The sequence below is a fragment of the Pseudomonas putida genome (assembly GCF_001636055.1).
In the GTDB taxonomy this organism is placed as follows: domain Bacteria; phylum Pseudomonadota; class Gammaproteobacteria; order Pseudomonadales; family Pseudomonadaceae; genus Aquipseudomonas; species Aquipseudomonas machongensis.
In genome coordinates this window covers 2201968-2218749 of sequence record NZ_CP011789.1, presented here as the reverse complement: position 1 = coordinate 2218749, position 16782 = coordinate 2201968, and the positions used below count along the sequence as shown (strand labels likewise).

16 protein-coding genes and 3 tRNA genes are annotated in these 16782 nt (G+C 62.1%); 8 read left to right on the top strand and 11 right to left on the bottom strand.

The features are described 5' to 3' along the window. Positions 1 to 108: 108 nt before the first annotated feature. On the top strand, positions 109 to 735 hold the full coding sequence (locus AB688_RS26230; protein WP_151924181.1) for a DUF2062 domain-containing protein: 627 nt from the start codon (positions 109 to 111) through the stop codon (positions 733 to 735). Here the strand turns inward: AB688_RS26230 and AB688_RS10090 are convergent. From AB688_RS10090 to AB688_RS10080, 3 genes are all read right to left on the bottom strand, one after another. Next, positions 619 to 1398: an ABC transporter permease gene (locus AB688_RS10090; RefSeq protein WP_063543818.1), complete on the bottom strand. Its 780-nt coding sequence runs from the start codon at positions 1396 to 1398 to the stop codon at positions 619 to 621. The two genes, AB688_RS26230 and AB688_RS10090, sit on opposite strands and share 117 nt — an antisense overlap. After that, positions 1395 to 2327, bottom strand: a complete 933-nt coding sequence (locus AB688_RS10085; protein ID WP_063543816.1) for an ABC transporter ATP-binding protein — start codon at positions 2325 to 2327, stop codon at positions 1395 to 1397. Before AB688_RS10085 ends, AB688_RS10090 begins: the two co-directional genes overlap by 4 nt. A gap of 147 nt (positions 2328 to 2474) precedes the next feature. Then, positions 2475 to 3098 carry a glutathione S-transferase gene (locus AB688_RS10080; protein WP_063543814.1) on the bottom strand — a complete coding sequence of 208 codons (624 nt, stop codon included), beginning with the start codon at positions 3096 to 3098 and terminating at the stop codon, positions 2475 to 2477. A gap of 184 nt (positions 3099 to 3282) precedes the next feature. On the opposite strand from AB688_RS10080, the gene AB688_RS10075 reads away from it, so the two are divergent. Beyond that, entirely contained in the window at positions 3283 to 5730 is a 2448-nt protein-coding gene (locus AB688_RS10075; RefSeq protein ID WP_063543812.1) for an acyl-CoA dehydrogenase, read from the top strand. Between the two features lie 132 nt (positions 5731 to 5862). Beyond that, complete coding sequence (locus tag AB688_RS10070) at positions 5863 to 6273, top strand: PA2817 family protein (protein WP_054893051.1); 411 nt, start codon at positions 5863 to 5865, stop codon at positions 6271 to 6273. A gap of 99 nt (positions 6274 to 6372) precedes the next feature. Here AB688_RS10070 and AB688_RS10065 read toward each other — a convergent pair. The 3 genes from AB688_RS10065 to AB688_RS10055 all read right to left on the bottom strand — a co-directional run bounded on the left by AB688_RS10065 (position 6373) and on the right by AB688_RS10055 (position 6687). Beyond that, positions 6373 to 6448, bottom strand: a tRNA-Gly gene (locus AB688_RS10065). An 85-nt stretch (positions 6449 to 6533) separates the two neighbouring features. Then, positions 6534 to 6609: transfer RNA gene (locus AB688_RS10060), tRNA-Gly, on the bottom strand. A 2-nt stretch (positions 6610 to 6611) separates the two neighbouring features. Next, a tRNA-Glu gene (locus AB688_RS10055) sits at positions 6612 to 6687 on the bottom strand. A gap of 337 nt (positions 6688 to 7024) precedes the next feature. Here AB688_RS10055 and AB688_RS10050 point away from each other — a divergent pair. After that, the gene (locus AB688_RS10050; protein ID WP_054893050.1) at positions 7025 to 7792 is read left to right on the top strand and encodes a hypothetical protein; all 768 of its coding nucleotides are present in this window, start codon (positions 7025 to 7027) and stop codon (positions 7790 to 7792) included. 51 nt (positions 7793 to 7843) lie between these two features. On the opposite strand, the gene AB688_RS10045 is transcribed toward AB688_RS10050, so the two are convergent. Both AB688_RS10045 and AB688_RS10040 read right to left on the bottom strand, forming a co-directional pair. Continuing rightward, positions 7844 to 8326 carry a GAF domain-containing protein gene (locus tag AB688_RS10045; protein WP_063543810.1) on the bottom strand — a complete coding sequence of 161 codons (483 nt, stop codon included), beginning with the start codon at positions 8324 to 8326 and terminating at the stop codon, positions 7844 to 7846. Further along, positions 8323 to 9213 (bottom strand): ATP-binding protein, encoded by an 891-nt coding sequence (locus AB688_RS10040; RefSeq protein WP_054893048.1) that lies wholly within the window; start codon positions 9211 to 9213, stop codon positions 8323 to 8325. Before AB688_RS10040 ends, AB688_RS10045 begins: the two co-directional genes overlap by 4 nt. Before the next feature lie 225 nt (positions 9214 to 9438). Here AB688_RS10040 and AB688_RS10035 point away from each other — a divergent pair, with 225 nt between their 5' ends. Continuing rightward, positions 9439 to 11751, top strand: coding sequence for a hybrid sensor histidine kinase/response regulator (locus tag AB688_RS10035; protein ID WP_063543808.1), 2313 nt, complete (start codon positions 9439 to 9441; stop codon positions 11749 to 11751). Here AB688_RS10035 and AB688_RS10030 read toward each other — a convergent pair. Next, entirely contained in the window at positions 11741 to 12229 is a 489-nt protein-coding gene (locus AB688_RS10030) for a glutathione peroxidase (RefSeq protein ID WP_063543806.1), read from the bottom strand. The two genes, AB688_RS10035 and AB688_RS10030, sit on opposite strands and share 11 nt — an antisense overlap. A 12-nt stretch (positions 12230 to 12241) precedes the next feature. Further along, positions 12242 to 12637: a peptide-methionine (R)-S-oxide reductase MsrB gene (msrB, locus tag AB688_RS10025; protein ID WP_054893045.1), complete on the bottom strand. Its 396-nt coding sequence runs from the start codon at positions 12635 to 12637 to the stop codon at positions 12242 to 12244. Positions 12638 to 12805: 168 nt separating this feature from the next. On the opposite strand from msrB, the gene AB688_RS10020 reads away from it, so the two are divergent. Together AB688_RS10020 and htpX are read left to right on the top strand one after the other, a co-directional pair. Beyond that, positions 12806 to 14017, top strand: a complete 1212-nt coding sequence (locus tag AB688_RS10020; protein WP_054893044.1) for a pyridoxal phosphate-dependent aminotransferase — start codon at positions 12806 to 12808, stop codon at positions 14015 to 14017. Positions 14018 to 14245: 228 nt separating this feature from the next. Beyond that, a complete protein-coding gene (gene htpX, locus AB688_RS10015) occupies positions 14246 to 15133 on the top strand; it encodes a protease HtpX (protein WP_063543804.1) in 888 nt (295 codons plus the stop codon). A 74-nt stretch (positions 15134 to 15207) separates the two neighbouring features. Here the strand turns inward: htpX and AB688_RS10010 are convergent, their stop codons facing one another. Further along, positions 15208 to 15855, bottom strand: coding sequence for a thiopurine S-methyltransferase (locus AB688_RS10010; protein WP_063543802.1), 648 nt, complete (start codon positions 15853 to 15855; stop codon positions 15208 to 15210). A gap of 102 nt (positions 15856 to 15957) precedes the next feature. On the opposite strand from AB688_RS10010, the gene AB688_RS10005 reads away from it, so the two are divergent. Next, on the top strand, positions 15958 to 16725 hold the full coding sequence (locus tag AB688_RS10005; protein ID WP_063543800.1) for a DODA-type extradiol aromatic ring-opening family dioxygenase: 768 nt from the start codon (positions 15958 to 15960) through the stop codon (positions 16723 to 16725). Positions 16726 to 16782 lie beyond the last annotated feature (57 nt).

Sequence of the window (16782 nt, the reverse complement as noted above, 5' to 3'; positions counted from 1 at the left end):
GGCTAGGCCTGTTTGGCCGCCGAGCTCACTCAACAATTGTCACAAACTCTGAACGAGGCTGACGTGGAATCAAGGCATACTCGCCCTATTCGAGCACCGGGAGCCTACATGCCGCGCCGCCTCTTCAAACGCTACATGCCGGATCCGACCAGCATTCGGGAACACAAGTCCTTACGCTTTTTCGGCCGATTGCTGCACGACCCCAACCTCTGGCACCTGAATCGCCATTCGGTCGCTCGGGCCATGGGCGTAGGGTTGTTCGCAGCGCTCATCCCCATCCCCATGCAGATGCTGCTGGCCGCCAGTCTGGCGATACCGGTACGCGGCAACCTGCCCATCGCGGTCAGCCTGGTCTGGCTGACCAACCCGCTGACCATGCCACCGGTGTTCTTCGTCACCTACATGACCGGCGCGTGGCTGATGCAGATTCCTCCGCGAACGCTCCCGGAAGAACTGACCTTCGAATGGATCACCGACCAACTGTCCACCGTCTGGCAGCCTTTCCTGCTCGGCTCGGTGGTGTGCGGCGTGATACTGGGCGTTGCCGCCTACTTCACCACCTTGCTCTACTGGCGCTGGTGGGTCGGCCGGCAGTGGCGCCGGCGCAAGTGCAGGGTGTCATGCACGCATGCCGCGACCACTGACCAGCAGGCGGACGCACAGGGTATAGAGCACCGCGGTAGCCACCAGCATGAAGGTGATCGCCGTACCAATGCTGATATCCGACACCCCTAGAATGCCGTAGCGGAACGAGTTGACCATGTGCAGCACCGGGTTCGCCAGCGACACGGTCTGCCAGAACGGCGGCAGCAGGTTGATGGAGTAGAACACGCCACCCAGGTAGGTCAGCGGTGTCAGAACAAAGGTCGGAATGATCGAGATATCGTCGAAATTACGTGCGAAAACGGCATTGACGAACCCCAGCAGCGAGAAGATCGTCGCCGTCAGCAGCACCACGACGACGGTCACACCCAAGTGATGCACCTGCAGGTGAGTGAAGAACATCGACAGGATGGTCACGATCACGCCTACCGCCAGGCCGCGTAACACACCACCGAGGGCGTAGCCGACGAGAATGGTGTGCGGCGAGACCGGCGAGACCATCAACTCTTCGATCGAACGCTGGAACTTGCTGCCGAAGAAGCTCGACACCACGTTGCCGTAGGAGTTGGTGATCACCGACATCATGATCAGCCCCGGCACGATGTACTCCATGTAGGTGAAGCCACCCATGTCGCCGATCTGACGGCCGATCAGGTTACCGAAGATGACGAAGTACAGCACCATGGTGATCGCCGGCGGCAGCAGGGTCTGCGGCCAGATACGCAGAAAGCGTCGAACCTCGCGATAGACGATCGTATTCAGGGCGACCCAGTTGGTGCGCAGTTCCACACTCATACCGCCACCTTCGACAGGTTCTTTTCCACCAGGGCCACGAACAACTCCTCAAGTCGGTTGGTCTTGTTACGCAGGCTCTGCACCTCGATGTTCTGCAACGCCAATTGGCCGAACAACGCAGTGATGCCGATATCCTTTTCCACCTGCACTTCCAGCGTGTGCGGCGTGATCAGCCGGCACGGGTAACCTTGCAGCTTCGGCGCCGCGGGCAGGTCCTGCTTGAGGTCGAGGACGAAGGTCTCGACGTGCAGCTTGCCCAGCAACTGGCGCATGCTGGTGTTCTCGACAATGGTGCCGTGGTCGATGATGCCGATGTTGCGGCACAGCTGCTCGGCTTCCTCGAGATAGTGGGTGGTGAGGATGATGGTGATGCCTTTCTGGTTCAGCTCGGTGAGGAAACTCCACATCGAGCGACGCAGTTCGATGTCCACGCCAGCCGTCGGCTCGTCGAGGATCAGCAAGCGCGGCTCATGGATCAGCGCACGGGCGATCATCAGGCGACGCTTCATGCCGCCGGACAGCGACCGCGACTGCACGTCGCGCTTGTCCCACAGCCCCAGTTGGGTGAGGTACTGCTCGGCACGCTCCTTGGCCAGCTTCGGCGGGATGCCGTAGTAGCCGGCCTGGGTGACGACGATGTCGAAGGTCTTCTCGAACTGGTTGAAGTTGAACTCCTGGGGCACCACGCCGATGCTGCGCTTGAGCGCGGCTGGCTGGCGATCCAGGTCGTGGCCGAAGACATTCACCGTGCCGCTGGTCTTGTTCACCAGGGTCGAAAGAATGCCGATAGTGGTGGATTTACCGGCGCCATTGGGGCCCAGCAAGGCAAAGAAGTCACCTTCGGCGACCTCCAGGTCGATGCCCTTGAGGGCCTGAAAGCCGTTGCCGTAGGTCTTGGTCAGCTGTCTTATGGACAGGGCAGAACTCATAGCGGGTCACGTACCGAAGAAAAAGGTTCAGGACACGCCAGGTCAAGTCACTGGCGCAGTGAGTAGTGCGGCCATGGTGCAAGGCCTGACCGCACAAGTACAGTCATGTATATCGATAGTGACTATCGAAACGGGCGGGGTATCCGCTCAGGTCAGCGCCGTCATTACTGCGGCCTTATAGGCCGGACGCGCCTTCAGGCGCTCGTACCAGGCCTGCAGGTTGGGGAGATCGGGACGCTCGATGGGCATCTCGAACCAGGCGTAGGCAAAGCAGCCCAGCGGAATGTCGCCCATGCCGATCTGCTCACCGGAAAGGTAGGGTTGGGTGGCCAGCGTCTTGTCGACGATCGCCAGCAACTCGCCGCACTTTTCCCGCGCAGCGTTGATCGCCGTCCAGTCACGCTCATTCTCTGGGGTACGCAGCATGCCCCAGAACAGCGGGCGGAACGGCGCGGCAAAGGAAGAGGTGGTCCAGTCCATCCACTTGTCCGCCAGGGCACGCTGGCGCGGATCGTCCAGGTACCAGCCCTGCTCGGCACCATATTCGGCGCTCAGGTAGCGCACGATGGTGTTGGACTCCCAGAGGACGAAGTCGCCATCCTCGAGCATCGGCACCAGGCCATTGGGGTTGCGCTCACGGTACTCAGGCTCGTTGACCACACCGAACGCCCCACCGGCGTCGATCGACTCGAACTCCAGCCCCAACTCGTGGGCAATCCACAACGCCTTGCGCACATTGCTCGAGTTCTTGCGACCCCAGATCTTCAGCATGACAACGTCCTTAGTGAGTGCAGAGGGTGGACAGTCTACTCCACAGTGACGCCACCTGTACCAGGGGACAATGCTCTGAAACTCCTGTGGCCACACCCTGTCACTGTTCTTAGCGAGCCATCCGGCGCATCGCGTCTAAGCTATCCAGGATGGCTCGAGCCCAAGCTTCCAAGGAGGAAGAACTATGCTGCTGTTGTGGTTGGTGGTGCTGGTGATCGGCGCCGCATATCTCACCCATCGACGTCTGGCACCGCTGCAGATCCTCGGGGTGATCGCCGCCTATGTGCTGTTGATGGGCATCTTCGCCGACGCACCTGGCTGGCTGCTGACCGTGATCTGGCTGGTGCTGGCCGCCAAGGCCGCCCTGCTGATATTGCCGCAGTGGCGGCGCCAGGTGTTCACCGGCCCCGTGTTCAAATGGTTCCAGCGCACCCTGCCCCCCATGTCGCAGACCGAGCGCGAAGCGATCGACGCGGGCACTGTATGGTGGGACGGCCAGCTGTTCAGCGGCCAGCCCGACTGGAACACCCTGCTCGACTACCCTGCCCCCACGCTCACCGCAGAAGAACAGGCGTTCATCGATGGCCCCACCGAGGAACTCTGCGCCCTGGTCAGCGACTGGCAGATCGGCCAGGACCTCGACCTGCCACCCGCAGCCTGGGAACACATCAAGCAGCACGGCTTCTTCGCCCTGATCATCCCCAAGGAATACGGCGGCAAGGGCTTCTCCGCCTACGCTCACTCCCAGGTGGCGATGAAACTCGCCACTCGCAGCGGCGACCTGGCTTCGACCGTGATGGTGCCCAACTCGCTCGGCCCGGCCGAACTGCTGCTGCACTATGGCACCGATGAACAGCGTAACCACTACCTGCCGCGCCTGGCCCGTGGCGACGAAATCCCCTGCTTCGCCCTCACAGGCCCACTGGCCGGCTCCGACGCTGGCGCCATGCCTGACACCGGCATCGTCTGCAAGGGGGAATGGAACGGCGAGGAAGTCATCGGCCTTCGCCTGAACTGGGAGAAGCGCTACATCACCCTCGGCCCGGTGGCCACCCTGCTGGGCCTGGCCTTCAAGGCCTACGACCCCGATCACCTGCTGGGCGAACAGGAATGCCTGGGCATCAGCCTGGCACTCATCCCCACCGACACCCCGGGTGTGGAGATCGGCAAGCGCCACCTGCCCCTGGGTGCAGCCTTCATGAATGGCCCGAACAGCGGCAAGGACGTGTTCGTGCCCCTGGACTTCCTCATCGGCGGCAAGGACATGCTCGGCAAGGGATGGATGATGCTGATGAACTGCCTGTCGGTTGGGCGCTCCATCTCGCTGCCTGCGGTTGGCACAGGCGCTGCCAAGTACACCAGCCTGGTCACCGGCCAGTACGCCCGCGTCCGCGAGCAGTTCAACGTGCCGCTGTCCGCCTTCGAGGGCATCCAGGAATCGCTGGCACGAATCGGTGGCAACGCCTGGCTGATGGACAGCGCCCGCCTGCTCACCGCCAAGGCAGTGGACCTGGGCGAGAAGCCCTCGGTACTTTCGGCAATCCTCAAGTACCACCTGACCGAACGCGGCCGTGAATGCATCCAGCACGCCATGGACGTACACGGCGGCAAGGGCATCATCATGGGCCCGAACAACTACCTGGGTCGCAATTGGCAGGGCGCGCCGATCTTCATCACCGTCGAGGGCGCCAACATCCTGTCACGCAACCTGATGATCTTCGGACAGGGCGCGATCCGCTGCCACCCCTTCGTCCTCAAGGAAATGGCTCTCGCTGGGCGCGAGGATCGCGAGCAGGCACTCAACGAGTTCGACGATCTGCTGATGAAGCACATCATGTTCGCCGCCAGCAATGCGGCCAGCACTTTCGTGCTCGGCATCGGACTGGGGCACTTCGAGAAGATGCCGGGCGACGCCCTCAGCCAGGGCTACTTCCGTGCGCTGAACCGTCAGGCGGCCGCATTCGCCTTGCTTGCCGACCTGTCGATGATGCTGCTCGGCGGCGCGCTGAAGCGGCGCGAACGCCTGAGCGCGCGTCTGGGGGATGTCCTCAGCTACCTGTACCTGTCATCCGCAGCGCTCAAGCGCTATCACGACCTCGGCTCACCCGAGCACATGCAACCTCTGCTGCGCTGGGCGCTGGAAGAAAGTCTGGGGCAGGCCGAAAAAGCCCTCGACCGGCTGCTCGATAACTTCCCCAATCGCTTCCTCGGCTGTGCGTTGCGGGTTCTGGTCTTCCCGTTCGGTCGCCGCCACACCGGACCAAGCGATGAACTGGATAAAGAAGTTGCTGAACTGATCGGCCGACGCAAGGGTGATCCGGCACTGGAGGAACTGCTGGCGGGCTGCTTCCGCCCTGACGGCGAAGGTGATCCGGTAGCCGCCCTGCAGACAGCTTGCGACCTGCTGGACGAGGTGGCGCCACTGCACAAGGCGCTGCACCAAGGACTCAAGGAGGGCAAGGTGCATCCCTCGCCGGGCCAGTCGGACATCGAAGCCGCCGTGCAGGCCGGCGTGCTGCAGGCTGATGAAGGCGAGAGACTCCAGGCAGCCGAAGCCGCGCGCCGGACAGTGATCGATGTAGATGCTTTCGACAAGGCGCAACTGCTGCCCGCGGAGGGCAAGGTGCGCTGAGCACCTTCAGTCAGACAGATCCCCGGCCCCTGGCGGGCCGGCGGTCAGCGCAGTGCGAGCGGCTGCGCCTGCCCCTGCGGGGCAAAACCTGCGTATACTCCGGCCCCCGTTTCAACACCAGAGGATCGCCCCATGGCCAACCCCCACCTGGAGTACCACCTGCAACTGCTCCAACACCTGCGCACCATCCTGGTGGCCCTGGGCGACGCCGAGCAAGTGCCGGAAGAAAGCCACGCCCTGTTCCTCGAACGCTTCGACGAACTGCTGACCCTGCTGCCGCAGAACCCACTGGAAAGTCAGTATCTGGGCCAGGACCTGATCTGCCAGGTGATCACGCGCTACCCGCAAATCGCTCATCTGGTTCCGCGTGACCTGCTGTGGTTCTTCGGCGGCGACTGTCTGCACTACATGCCCGATGAAGAACTCGAGCTGTACCAGACGCTGGAAGAGCGTCGCTACGAGGCCGAGCAGAATGAAGAGCCCTTCGACTGGAACCTGGAGAAGCAGTTGCTGAGCGCACCCGACCAGGGCGAGCGCCACTGAGCAAAAATGGCCACGGGCATTACAAATGTCCGTGGCCCCATGGCTGCGATGTTTTTGAAGGCAAAAAAAACGCCACTTCGATGAAGTGGCGTTTTCAAATGGAGCGGGAAACGAGACTCGAACTCGCGACCCCGACCTTGGCAAGGTCGTGCTCTACCAACTGAGCTATTCCCGCAATGTGAAGCAAAACCGCATTTGGCGTGAATGGCCTGAACCTTTCACTGCCGCTGCACCGTCAATGGACGCCACAGTTCTAAAACTGGAGCGGGAAACGAGACTCGAACTCGCGACCCCGACCTTGGCAAGGTCGTGCTCTACCAACTGAGCTATTCCCGCATTGGCGTCCCCTAGGGGACTCGAACCCCTGTTACCGCCGTGAAAGGGCGGTGTCCTAGGCCACTAGACGAAGGGGACACACTACAACTTCACTGCCTGCTGCGTTTGGCTGTGTGCTTTACGCTGCAAGTGGCGCGCATTCTATGGATGCCTCGACAAGCCGTCAACCCCTTTGTGGAAATTTATTTAAATCAACGACTTCCGCCCCTGTACATAGGTCGCGCATGATGCGCCCGGGGATTGGCGTTGCTTTTCTGACGCCAGCCCGGCAAGCTCGCATCAAAGTGCCAGCACTGTAGATTTTTGCCCTTGAGCCGACACCCATGGGTAGAGCCTGTCCGCCAGGCTGCACTGTTCGCCCCCTGGCGAACTCACTACACTCAATGATGCAAAACTTCTTCATGAGGCGTTAACGGTGACACCACTTCTGATCACCCTGCTCATCGTGGCGGGTATCGCGTTGCTGATCGTGATCGGCTACCTCAACAATGTCGTGGAAAACGCCAAGCTCGAGCGCGCGCGCCTTAAAGTCGAGCTGACCGAACGCCTGCGCCGCTGCGGCGAGATCACCGAAACCTTCCCCGGCCAACTGATGACTCCGGCGCTCAAGCTGCTGCTGACCCGCCTGGAGCTGAATCTCAATCAGCGCCTGCTGGCGCTGGACAAGCACAACGGCGATTTCAAGGCGCGCATCGTCGAACTCGAAGGGTTGATTGCCAAGGGCGACAAGTTGCCGGTCAACAACCCGCCGAGCCCGATTCAGACCGAGGTCAAGGCCAAGGACGTGCGCTTCCTGCTCGAGTCGCTGCATAACCAGATCGTGCGCGCTACTCAGGAAAACTTCCTGCAGTCCAACGAAGGCAAGTACTGGGTCAGGGAAATTCGCCACATCCTGGTGCTACTGCACATCGAATTCTTCAATAACCTGGGCCAGCAGGCGTTGCAGCAGAATCAACCAGGCCATGCGCGCCTGGCGTTCGAACGCGGCGTGCAGTACCTGCGCAAACAACCAGAACCGAAACAATATGAAGAGCAGCTGACCTACCTGGAAAAACTGCTCGCTCGCGCCAACGCGCAAGTACTGGACCAGATGGAACCGGCCGAAAATGACCAGAACGCGCTGACCCAGGGTCTGAAAACCGATGAAGACGAGACGTGGAAAAAGCGGGTGATCTACGACTGATCCACAACCGTTGAAAACAAGAAGGGCCGCAAAAGCGGCCCTTCTTGTTTTTCAGCAGTCGCTCAACGCCAGGAAGATCGACGCCAGGCGTTCCAGCCCTCGCTGATCGGCCTCACTGAAACGCGCAAGGCTCGGGCTGTCCAGGTCGAGCACGCCAATCAGCCTGCCCTCCTTTACCAGCGGAATCACCAGCTCGCTGTTGGATGCGCTGTCACAGGCGATGTGTCCAGGGAAGGCATGCACATCCTCCACTCTCTGGGTCTGCAGGGTGGCTGCTGCCGTGCCACACACACCCTTGCCGAATGCGATGCGCACGCACGCCACCTGCCCCTGGAACGGCCCGAGCACCAGTTCTTCGTTGCGGTTGAGGTAGAAACCCGCCCAATTCAGGTCTTCCACCTGGTGGTAGAGAAATGCCGAGAACTGCGCGGCGTTGGCGATGAAATCACGCTCGTCGGCGAACAGCGCCTGCACTTGCGCAGCCAGCAGGTCGTAGCCATCGAGGCCTTTGCCACTGGCGTTGAGGTCGATCATTGGTTCTGCTCCAGCAATTGCAGTCCAACCCAGTAGCGGGCGAACTGGTAGGCACAACGGCCATTACGGTTGCCGCGGCCGGTGGCCCAGCGCGCAGCGAGGATGTCGAGTTCTTCAGTACGCTGCCAGACCAGCCCGGCCGGGCGCGCCAGTTGGCCGATCCAGTGCTCGACCACGTTGAGGAAATGCTCCTGGGTGAACGGGTAGAACGACAACCACAAGCCAAAACGGTCGGACAGGGCGATCTTGTCTTCCACCGCTTCGTTGGGGTGCAGTTCGCCGTCGATCATCTTCCAGTTTTCATTGTCGCTCTGCTTCTCGGGCACCAGGTGACGGCGATTCGAGGTGGCATAGAGCAGGACGTTGTCCGGCGCCTGTTCGAGCGAACCATCGAGCACACTCTTGAGCACCCGGTAATCGCCCTCTCCCGCCTCGAACGAAAGGTCGTCGCAGAACAGGATGAAGCGTTGCTCGAGCTTTTGCAGTTGCTCGACCACCCGCGGCAAGTCGGCCAGATGATCGCGCTCGATCTCGATCAGGCGCAGGCCCTGCCCGGCATGTTCGGCCAGCAGCGCGCGTACCAGCGACGACTTGCCGGTGCCCCGCGAGCCCCACAGCAGGGCGTGGTTGGCGGGCATGCCATTGATGAACTGATGGGTGTTGCGGCCCAGTTGCTCACGCTGCTGATCGACCCCGATCAGGTCCGAGAGCCGGATGTCGAGGCTGACTTCCAACGGCATGAGGTAGCCGCTGCGGCCATCACGCTGCCAGCGCGCAGCGAGGGTCGACGACCAGTCGATCTGCGGGCGGGGCGCCGGCAGCAGTGGTTCGAGGCGCGTCAGTATGGATTCAGCGTGTTCCAGGAATGCAATGAGGCGGGTGTCCATGAAGGTTTCCTTAATCAAGACCGGTTCAGGAGCCGAGGCGCAGCCATTGCGCGACGACACTGCCCCTACAGAGCCAACAGGGGTTGTGGGAGCGAGCTCGTCTCGCGATGGCCGCGCACCGGCCCATTGATTGGATCGCTCGAAACAACAGACAGACCCGCCAGCAGCCGGGGCTGATCGGCTATGCTTGCGCAGCGCAAGGGGCGTTGAACCGGCTCGGGAACCATGGATATCAAGTTCACCAATCGCCTGTCATACAAGCAAGCCCGGTTGACAGTCCTGGTCGGCTTCATCCTGGGAACATTGCTCAGTCTCATCCAGATCGGCATCGATTATGCCAGCGAAGACGCGTCCATCAACCGCGAAGTGCAGGCATTGCTGCAAATAAGCCATGACCCGGCCTCGCGCATCGCCTACAACATCGACGCGGAGCTGGCGCAGGAGCTCACCGGCGGGCTGCTGCAATCGCCAGCGATCATCCGCGCACGCCTGATCGACAACAACGATACGGTGCTGGCCGACGTCCATCGCCCGCGCCAGGAAGACAGCTACCGGCCGCTCAGCGACTTCCTGTTCGGCGAGCAGCGCCAGTTCAAGGATCGCCTGTTCCTCGCCCACATGCCCGACGATTACCTCGGCACCCTGTACCTGGATGTCGACACCTATGCCTTCGGCAGCCGCTTTCTCGACCGAGCCGGCATCACCCTGCTCAACGGCTTCGCCCGCAGCCTGGTGCTGACCGGCATTCTCCTGGGGTTGTTCTACATCATGCTGACCAAACCCCTGGTCACCGTCATCGGCGCCCTGAGCGGCAGCGACCCACGCCAGCCCGGCCAGACCCGTCTGGACTACCCCAACGGTCATGAGCACGACGAGATCGGGGTACTGGTGAAGGTCGCCAACCAGCAATTCGTCAGCATGGCCACCGAGATCCAGCAGCGGCGCAACGCCGAAAACCGCCTCACCCAGTACCTCAACGAACTGGAAGACATCGTCTCGGCCCGCACCGAAGAACTCAAGGCCAGCAACAGCCGGCTGAGCCAGTCCAACGAGGAACTGGAGGAAGCCCGCCGCCGCGCCCTGGACATGGCCCAGGCGCGCGCCGCCTTCCTGGCCAACATGAGCCACGAGATCCGCACACCGCTCAACGGCATGCTCGGCATGATCGCCCTGGCCCTGGACAGCGGGCTGAACGCCGAGCAACGCCAGCAGCTGTCGATCGCCCACGACTCAGGCAAGGTGCTGGTCGAGCTGCTCAACGATATCCTCGACCTGTCCAAGTTCGATGCCGGGCAACTGGAGCTCGAACGCATCCCTTTCGACATGGGGGCGATGGTCGAGGACACCGCCAACCTGCTGTCGCAGAACGCCGCGCCCAGTGTGGAACTGACCTGCCTGATCGCTCCGGACTTTCCCAGCACCGTGCTCGGCGACCCCACCCGGGTGCGCCAGATCGTCAGCAACCTGCTGTCCAATGCGCTCAAGTTCACTCGCTTCGGGCGTGTCGACCTTCGTCTTTCGAGCATCGTCGGCGGCGTACGCCTGGAAGTGTGCGACACCGGTATCGGAATCCCGGAGGAAGCCCAGGTGCGCATCTTCCAGCCCTTCACCCAGGCTGGCGCAGGCATCACCCGCCAGTATGGCGGCACCGGCCTGGGCTTGGCCCTGACCCGTAACCTGTGCAAGGCCATGCAGGGGCATCTGCATATCAACTCGCAAACCGGCTTCGGCAGCCGCTTCAGCGCCGATCTTCCGCTGCCCACACACACCGAAGCAGTCCCGCCTGCGCCGCTGAAGGGTCAGGTGGTGGCACTGAGCAACGCCTCCAGCGGTCTGGCTGAACTGTTGCATGGCCTGCTGCCAAGCTGGGGGCTGGATTATCAGCGACGCGACGATGCCAGTGGGCTCGACGGCATGGCCATCGACCTGCTCATCACCGACGACACCGAGCACCTGTTCGAACTGCGCCCCGGTATCAACGCACCGATCCTGCTGGTCACGGCCTATGGCAACTTCCTGCCCGCAGAGCAGACCGCGCAATTGGCCCCTTTGCACCAGCAGGCTCGCCCGCTGGCGCGCAATGCCCTGTACCAGATGCTGCGCCGCACCCTGCAAGGCGAAAACGCTACACCCGCACCCTCCGAGGTCGGCCGCCTGCTGGAGCGACGCGCACAGATCCTTCTGGTGGAAGACAACCCCGTGAACCAGTTGGTAGCCAAGGGCATGCTCGCCAAGCTCGGCTGCCAGGTACAGGTGGCCGCCCATGGTGCCGAAGCGCTGGAGATCCTCGAGCGCGAAGGCTTCGACATGGTGCTGATGGACTGCAACATGCCGGTGATGGATGGCTACGAGGCCAGCCGACGCATCCGCCAGAGCGGGCGCTGGCCCGACCTGCCGATCGTCGCCCTGACCGCCAACGCCATGCCCGAAGAGCGCGAACGCTGTCGCGCCGCGGGCATGAACGACTACTTGGCCAAGCCGTTCCGGCGCGAAGAATTACTCGCCCTGATCGACCATTGGGTGCCGGTCAGCGGCTGAGCAGACGCTCGATATCGGCTTCCAGCGCCTGCGGCTTGGTGGTCGGTGCGTAGCGCGTGACCTTGCCACTGGACGGGTCGACCAGGAACTTGGTGAAGTTCCACTTGATCTTCTGCGTCCCCAGCAGGCCGGGCGCTCGCTTCTTCAGCTCGGCGAACAGCGGGTGGGCGCCCGGGCCGTTCACCTCGATCTTGCGAAACAGCGGGAAGCTCACGCCAAAGTTGAGTTCACAGAACTGCGAAATTTCCAACGCATCGCCCGGTTCCTGCTTGCCGAACTGATTACACGGAAAGCCCAGTACCACAAGGCCCTGCGCGGCATGGTCCTGCCACAGTTTCTCAAGCCCCTTGTACTGCGGTGTGAAACCGCACTGACTGGCGGTATTGACCACCAGCAGCGCCTTGCCGGCGAAGTCGCCGAGTTTTTTCTGCTCCCCCTTGAGGGTGACGCAGGGAATGTCCAGCAACGCATCGGCCATGTCGATCTCCCTTCACGCTTGCGGTTTGAAATCCAGGCATACCGAGTTGATGCAGTAGCGCAGCCCAGTCGGTGGCGGGCCGTCCGGGAACACGTGGCCCAGGTGCGCATCGCACTGGGCGCAGGTGACTTCGGTGCGGATCATGCCGTGGGAGGTGTCGCGGATCTCGATCATCGCACTGTCCTCGATCGGCGCGTAGAAGCTCGGCCAGCCGCAACCGGAGTCGAACTTGGTCTGCGCATCGAACAACGGCAGGCCACAGCAGATGCAGTTATAGATGCCGGCGCGCTTTTCGCTGTTGTATTTGCCTGTGAACGGTCGTTCGGTCCCCTTCAGGCGGCATACCTGGTATTGAGCGGGGTCGAGCATCTCGCGCCATTCTTCAAGTGTTTTGTCGATCTTTTGCATGGATGGACCTCGGCAGGCTGAATTTCACCCTGCGCCGTCTTTTCCCTGGCGCGGGTGGCACGTATATTAGTTGGCTTGTGTGCAGACGATCAGTCTGGCACCCGCGCCCCGTCCTTTTCAAACCTTTTGACGACCGCGCCCCGCGACTTATCCATTCGGGATCACATCATGCAGTTCAGCAAATCGAACAAGCTCGCCAATGTCTGCTACGACATTCGCGGTCCGGTGCTCAAGCACGCCAAGCGTCTGGAAGAGGAAGGCCAGCGCATCCTCAAGCTGAACATCGGCAACCCGGCGCCCTTTGGTTTCGAGGCGCCGGACGAAATCCTCCAGGACGTGATCCGCAACCTGCCGACCGCCCAGGGCTACAGCGACTCCAAAGGCCTGTTCAGCGCGCGCAAGGCGGTGATGCAATACTGCCAGCAGAAGCAGATCGAAGGCGTCGGTATCGAGGACATCTACCTGGGCAACGGCGTGTCCGAGCTGATCGTGATGTCGATGCAGGCGCTGCTCAACAACAATGACGAGGTGCTGATCCCGGCCCCCGACTACCCACTGTGGACCGCAGCGGTGAGCCTGGCCGGCGGCAAACCCGTGCACTACCTGTGCGACGAGCAGGCCGACTGGTTCCCCGACCTTGACGATATCAAGGCCAAGATCACCCCGAACACCAAGGCCCTGGTGATCATCAACCCGAACAACCCGACCGGCGCGGTGTACTCCAGGGAGCTGCTGCTCGGCATGCTGGAACTGGCCCGCCAGCACAACCTGGTGGTGTTCTCCGACGAGATCTACGACAAGATCCTCTACGACGAAGCCGTGCACATCAGCACCGCCTCGCTCGCCCCGGACGTGCTGTGCCTGACCTTCAACGGCCTGTCGAAGTCCTATCGGGTCGCAGGCTTCCGCTCCGGCTGGCTGATCATCTCCGGGCCCAAGCACCACGCGCAGAGCTATATCGAAGGCATCGACATGCTGGCCAACATGCGCCTGTGTGCCAACGTGCCGGCGCAGCACGCCATCCAGACCGCCCTGGGTGGCTACCAGAGCATCAACGACCTGGTATTGCCGCCGGGCCGCCTGCTCGAACAGCGCAACCGCACCTACGAGTTGCTCAACGCCATCCCCGGCGTCAGCTGTGTCAAGCCAATGGGCGCCTTGTACGCCTTCCCGAAAATCGATCCGAAGGTCTGCCCGATCCACAACGACGAGAAGTTCGTCCTCGACCTGCTGCTGTCGGAGAAACTGCTGATCGTCCAGGGCACCGCCTTCAACTGGCCGTGGCCGGACCACTTCCGCGTCGTCACCCTGCCGCGAGTGGATGACCTGGAGCAAGCCATCGGCCGCATCGGCAACTTCCTGCGCACCTACTCGCAGTAAAGCGATCAAGGCCTTGTCGTGCCAACCGGCCGTGTTGGCACGACGTCCTCCGCACCACGGATGAATTCTTACATCCTGCAACGGTCTATCTCCCGGCGACTCGCCGCGGCTCTGTCATACTTCGCGGTACACAGTTTGAAATAGTCGGCCAGTTGAATCGCCTTGGCCGCCACCTTATATACCCCGCAGTAGAGCGACATTTTCATCCGTCAGGAGAACGTAACAACCATGATGCGCATTCTGTTGTTTGTAGCCACCAACCTTGCGGTGGTGCTGGTTGCAAGCATTACCCTCAGCCTGTTCGGTTTCAACGGGTTCATGGCCGCCAACGGCGTCGACCTGGACCTGAGCCGCCTGCTGGTCTTCTGCGCCGTGTTCGGGTTTGCTGGCTCGCTGGTTTCGCTGTTCATCTCCAAGTGGATGGCGAAGATGACCACCGGTACCCAGATCATCACCCAGCCGCGCACCCACCACGAACAGTGGCTGCTGCAGACGGTCGAGGAGCTGTCCCGCGAGGCGGGCATCAAGATGCCGGAAGTGGGCGTGTTCCCCGCCTACGAGGCGAACGCCTTCGCCACAGGCTGGAACCGCAACGACGCACTGGTCGCCGTTTCGCAGGGCCTGCTCGAGCGCTTCTCGCGGGACGAAGTACGTGCGGTACTGGCCCATGAGATCGGCCACGTCGCCAACGGCGACATGGTCACCCTGGCACTGGTCCAGGGCGTGGTGAACACCTTCGTGATGTTCTTCGCACGTATCATCGGCAACTTCGTCGACAAGGTGATCTTCAAGAACGAAGAAGGCCAGGGCATCGCCTATTACGTCGCGACCATCGTCGCCGAGCTGATCCTGGGCATTTTGGCCAGCATCATCGTCATGTGGTTCTCGCGTCGCCGCGAGTACCGCGCCGACGAAGCCGGGGCGCGCCTGGCAGGCACTGGCGCGATGATCGCTGCCCTGCAGCGCCTGCGCTCGGAACAAGGTATGCCGGTGCACATGCCCGATACGATGAAGGCCTTCGGCATCAACGGCGGCCTCAAGCAGGGCCTCGCCGGCCTGCTGATGAGCCACCCGCCGCTGGAAGACCGTATCGATGCACTGCGTCGTCGCGGTTGATTCAACGCGGCAATTGGAAAGGGCGACTCAGGTCGCCCTTTTCTTTGCTCGTATTCTGGCCAGAAGAAGGCCGATCATCGCTGCAACCGATAGACCCGCTCCATCAGGCTGCCGACTCCCGCCTTCTGGAATTTGGGGCTGTCCTCGATGATATCCGGCGCCTCCAACTCGGCCACTTCTTGCCATCCAGCAAATCCGCGCCGGACTTCGTCATCCGGCACCGAGAACGGCGGCCCATCCAGACGCGACTGATCGTAATCCAAGGTAACCATCAGCCCCTGGCAAGCAGCCGGCAGGCAGGCAGAAAGCAACTCAAAGTAACGGGTACGCAGCGCCTGCGGTAGTGCAATCACCGCAGCGCGGTCATAGAGCCCCGTGCACTGTGCCAGATCTTCCGCCTGCAACGCGAAGAAGTCACCACACCACATCTCCACCAGGCCGCTGCGCCAAGTCTCGAAGGCGCCATGGCGGGACACCTCGGCCTCAAGGCTGTGCTCCCGGAAGAAATCCGCCACCGCACGTTGCGACATTTCCACCCCTAGCACGCGATACCCCTGCCCCGCCAACCAGGCGACGTCCAGGCTCTTGCCGCACAAGGGCACCAGCACCTGGCTGCCGGGGGCCAGCATTGGCCAGTGTGCCTGCAGGTACGGGTTCACCTGCGACTGGTGAAAGCCGATCTGGTTGTCCGCCCACCGCTTGTGCCAGAACGCTGGCTCCATGACTCCTCCGATTTTTTCGATAGATAACTTGCAAAACTTATATTGGATGTCGATCGGTAACTGATCGAAGATGGCGGCATCTTAACCGCTCAGGACCCCGCCATGCTGCCTAGCCTGTTCATTTCCCATGGTTCGCCCATGCTTGCCCTGCAACCCGGCGCCAGTGGACCTGCACTGGCCCGCCTGGCGGCAGGCCTGCCGCGGCCGAAGGCGATAGTGGTGGTTTCCGCGCACTGGGAGAGCCAGGGACTGTCGGTGATGAGTGGCGCCCAGCCCCAGACCTGGCACGACTTTGGCGGCTTCCCTGCTGCGCTGTACGCCGTGCAGTATCCGGCCCCTGGCGCTCCCGAGCTGGCACGCCGGGTAGCAGGCTTGCTCGGTGACGCCGGGCTGCCCGCCCAGCTCGATGCACAACGCCCCTTCGACCACGGCACCTGGGTGCCACTGTCGCTCATGTACCCGGATGCTGGCATCCCGGTAATCCAGGTTTCGCTGCCCAGCCGCCAGGGCCCGGCCCTGCAGTTGCAGGTTGGCAAGGCCCTGGCCGGCTTGCGCGCCCAGGGCATACTGCTGGTCGGTTCCGGCAGCATTACCCACAACCTGGGCGAACTGGACTGGCATGCCGGGCCAGACGCCATCGAGCCCTGGGCACGCGCGTTCCGCGACTGGGTGGTCGAGCAATTGAAGGCAGAGGATACGGCCACGCTGGAAGACTATCGGCAGCAGGCACCTTTCGCGGTGCGCAACCACCCGAGCGATGAGCACCTGCTGCCCTTGTTCTTTGCCATGGGCGCAGGCGACAGGTTCGGGATCGTGCACCAGGGCTTCACGATGGGAGCACTGGGAATGGATATCTACAGATTCGACTGATTTCATACACCCCAATCGGCAGGCAAAAAAAATCCCCGGCAAGCCGGGGATTTTTCA

What these genes read in the sequence shown, in the direction of transcription:
- AB688_RS26230 (WP_151924181.1), top strand. Translation starts at nt 109, where the DNA reads ATGCCGCGCCGCCTCTTCAAACGCTACATGCCGGATCCGACCAGCATT.
- AB688_RS10090 (WP_063543818.1), bottom strand. Translation starts at nt 1,398, where the DNA reads ATGAGTGTGGAACTGCGCACCAACTGGGTCGCCCTGAATACGATCGTC.
- AB688_RS10085 (WP_063543816.1), bottom strand. Translation starts at nt 2,327, where the DNA reads ATGAGTTCTGCCCTGTCCATAAGACAGCTGACCAAGACCTACGGCAAC.
- AB688_RS10080 (WP_063543814.1), bottom strand. Translation starts at nt 3,098, where the DNA reads ATGCTGAAGATCTGGGGTCGCAAGAACTCGAGCAATGTGCGCAAGGCG.
- AB688_RS10075 (WP_063543812.1), top strand. Translation starts at nt 3,283, where the DNA reads ATGCTGCTGTTGTGGTTGGTGGTGCTGGTGATCGGCGCCGCATATCTC.
- AB688_RS10070 (WP_054893051.1), top strand. Translation starts at nt 5,863, where the DNA reads ATGGCCAACCCCCACCTGGAGTACCACCTGCAACTGCTCCAACACCTG.
- AB688_RS10045 (WP_063543810.1), bottom strand. Translation starts at nt 8,326, where the DNA reads ATGATCGACCTCAACGCCAGTGGCAAAGGCCTCGATGGCTACGACCTG.
- AB688_RS10040 (WP_054893048.1), bottom strand. Translation starts at nt 9,213, where the DNA reads ATGGACACCCGCCTCATTGCATTCCTGGAACACGCTGAATCCATACTG.
- AB688_RS10035 (WP_063543808.1), top strand. Translation starts at nt 9,439, where the DNA reads ATGGATATCAAGTTCACCAATCGCCTGTCATACAAGCAAGCCCGGTTG.
- AB688_RS10030 (WP_063543806.1), bottom strand. Translation starts at nt 12,229, where the DNA reads ATGGCCGATGCGTTGCTGGACATTCCCTGCGTCACCCTCAAGGGGGAG.
- msrB (WP_054893045.1), bottom strand. Translation starts at nt 12,637, where the DNA reads ATGCAAAAGATCGACAAAACACTTGAAGAATGGCGCGAGATGCTCGAC.
- AB688_RS10020 (WP_054893044.1), top strand. Translation starts at nt 12,806, where the DNA reads ATGCAGTTCAGCAAATCGAACAAGCTCGCCAATGTCTGCTACGACATT.
- htpX (WP_063543804.1), top strand. Translation starts at nt 14,246, where the DNA reads ATGATGCGCATTCTGTTGTTTGTAGCCACCAACCTTGCGGTGGTGCTG.
- AB688_RS10010 (WP_063543802.1), bottom strand. Translation starts at nt 15,855, where the DNA reads ATGGAGCCAGCGTTCTGGCACAAGCGGTGGGCGGACAACCAGATCGGC.
- AB688_RS10005 (WP_063543800.1), top strand. Translation starts at nt 15,958, where the DNA reads ATGCTGCCTAGCCTGTTCATTTCCCATGGTTCGCCCATGCTTGCCCTG.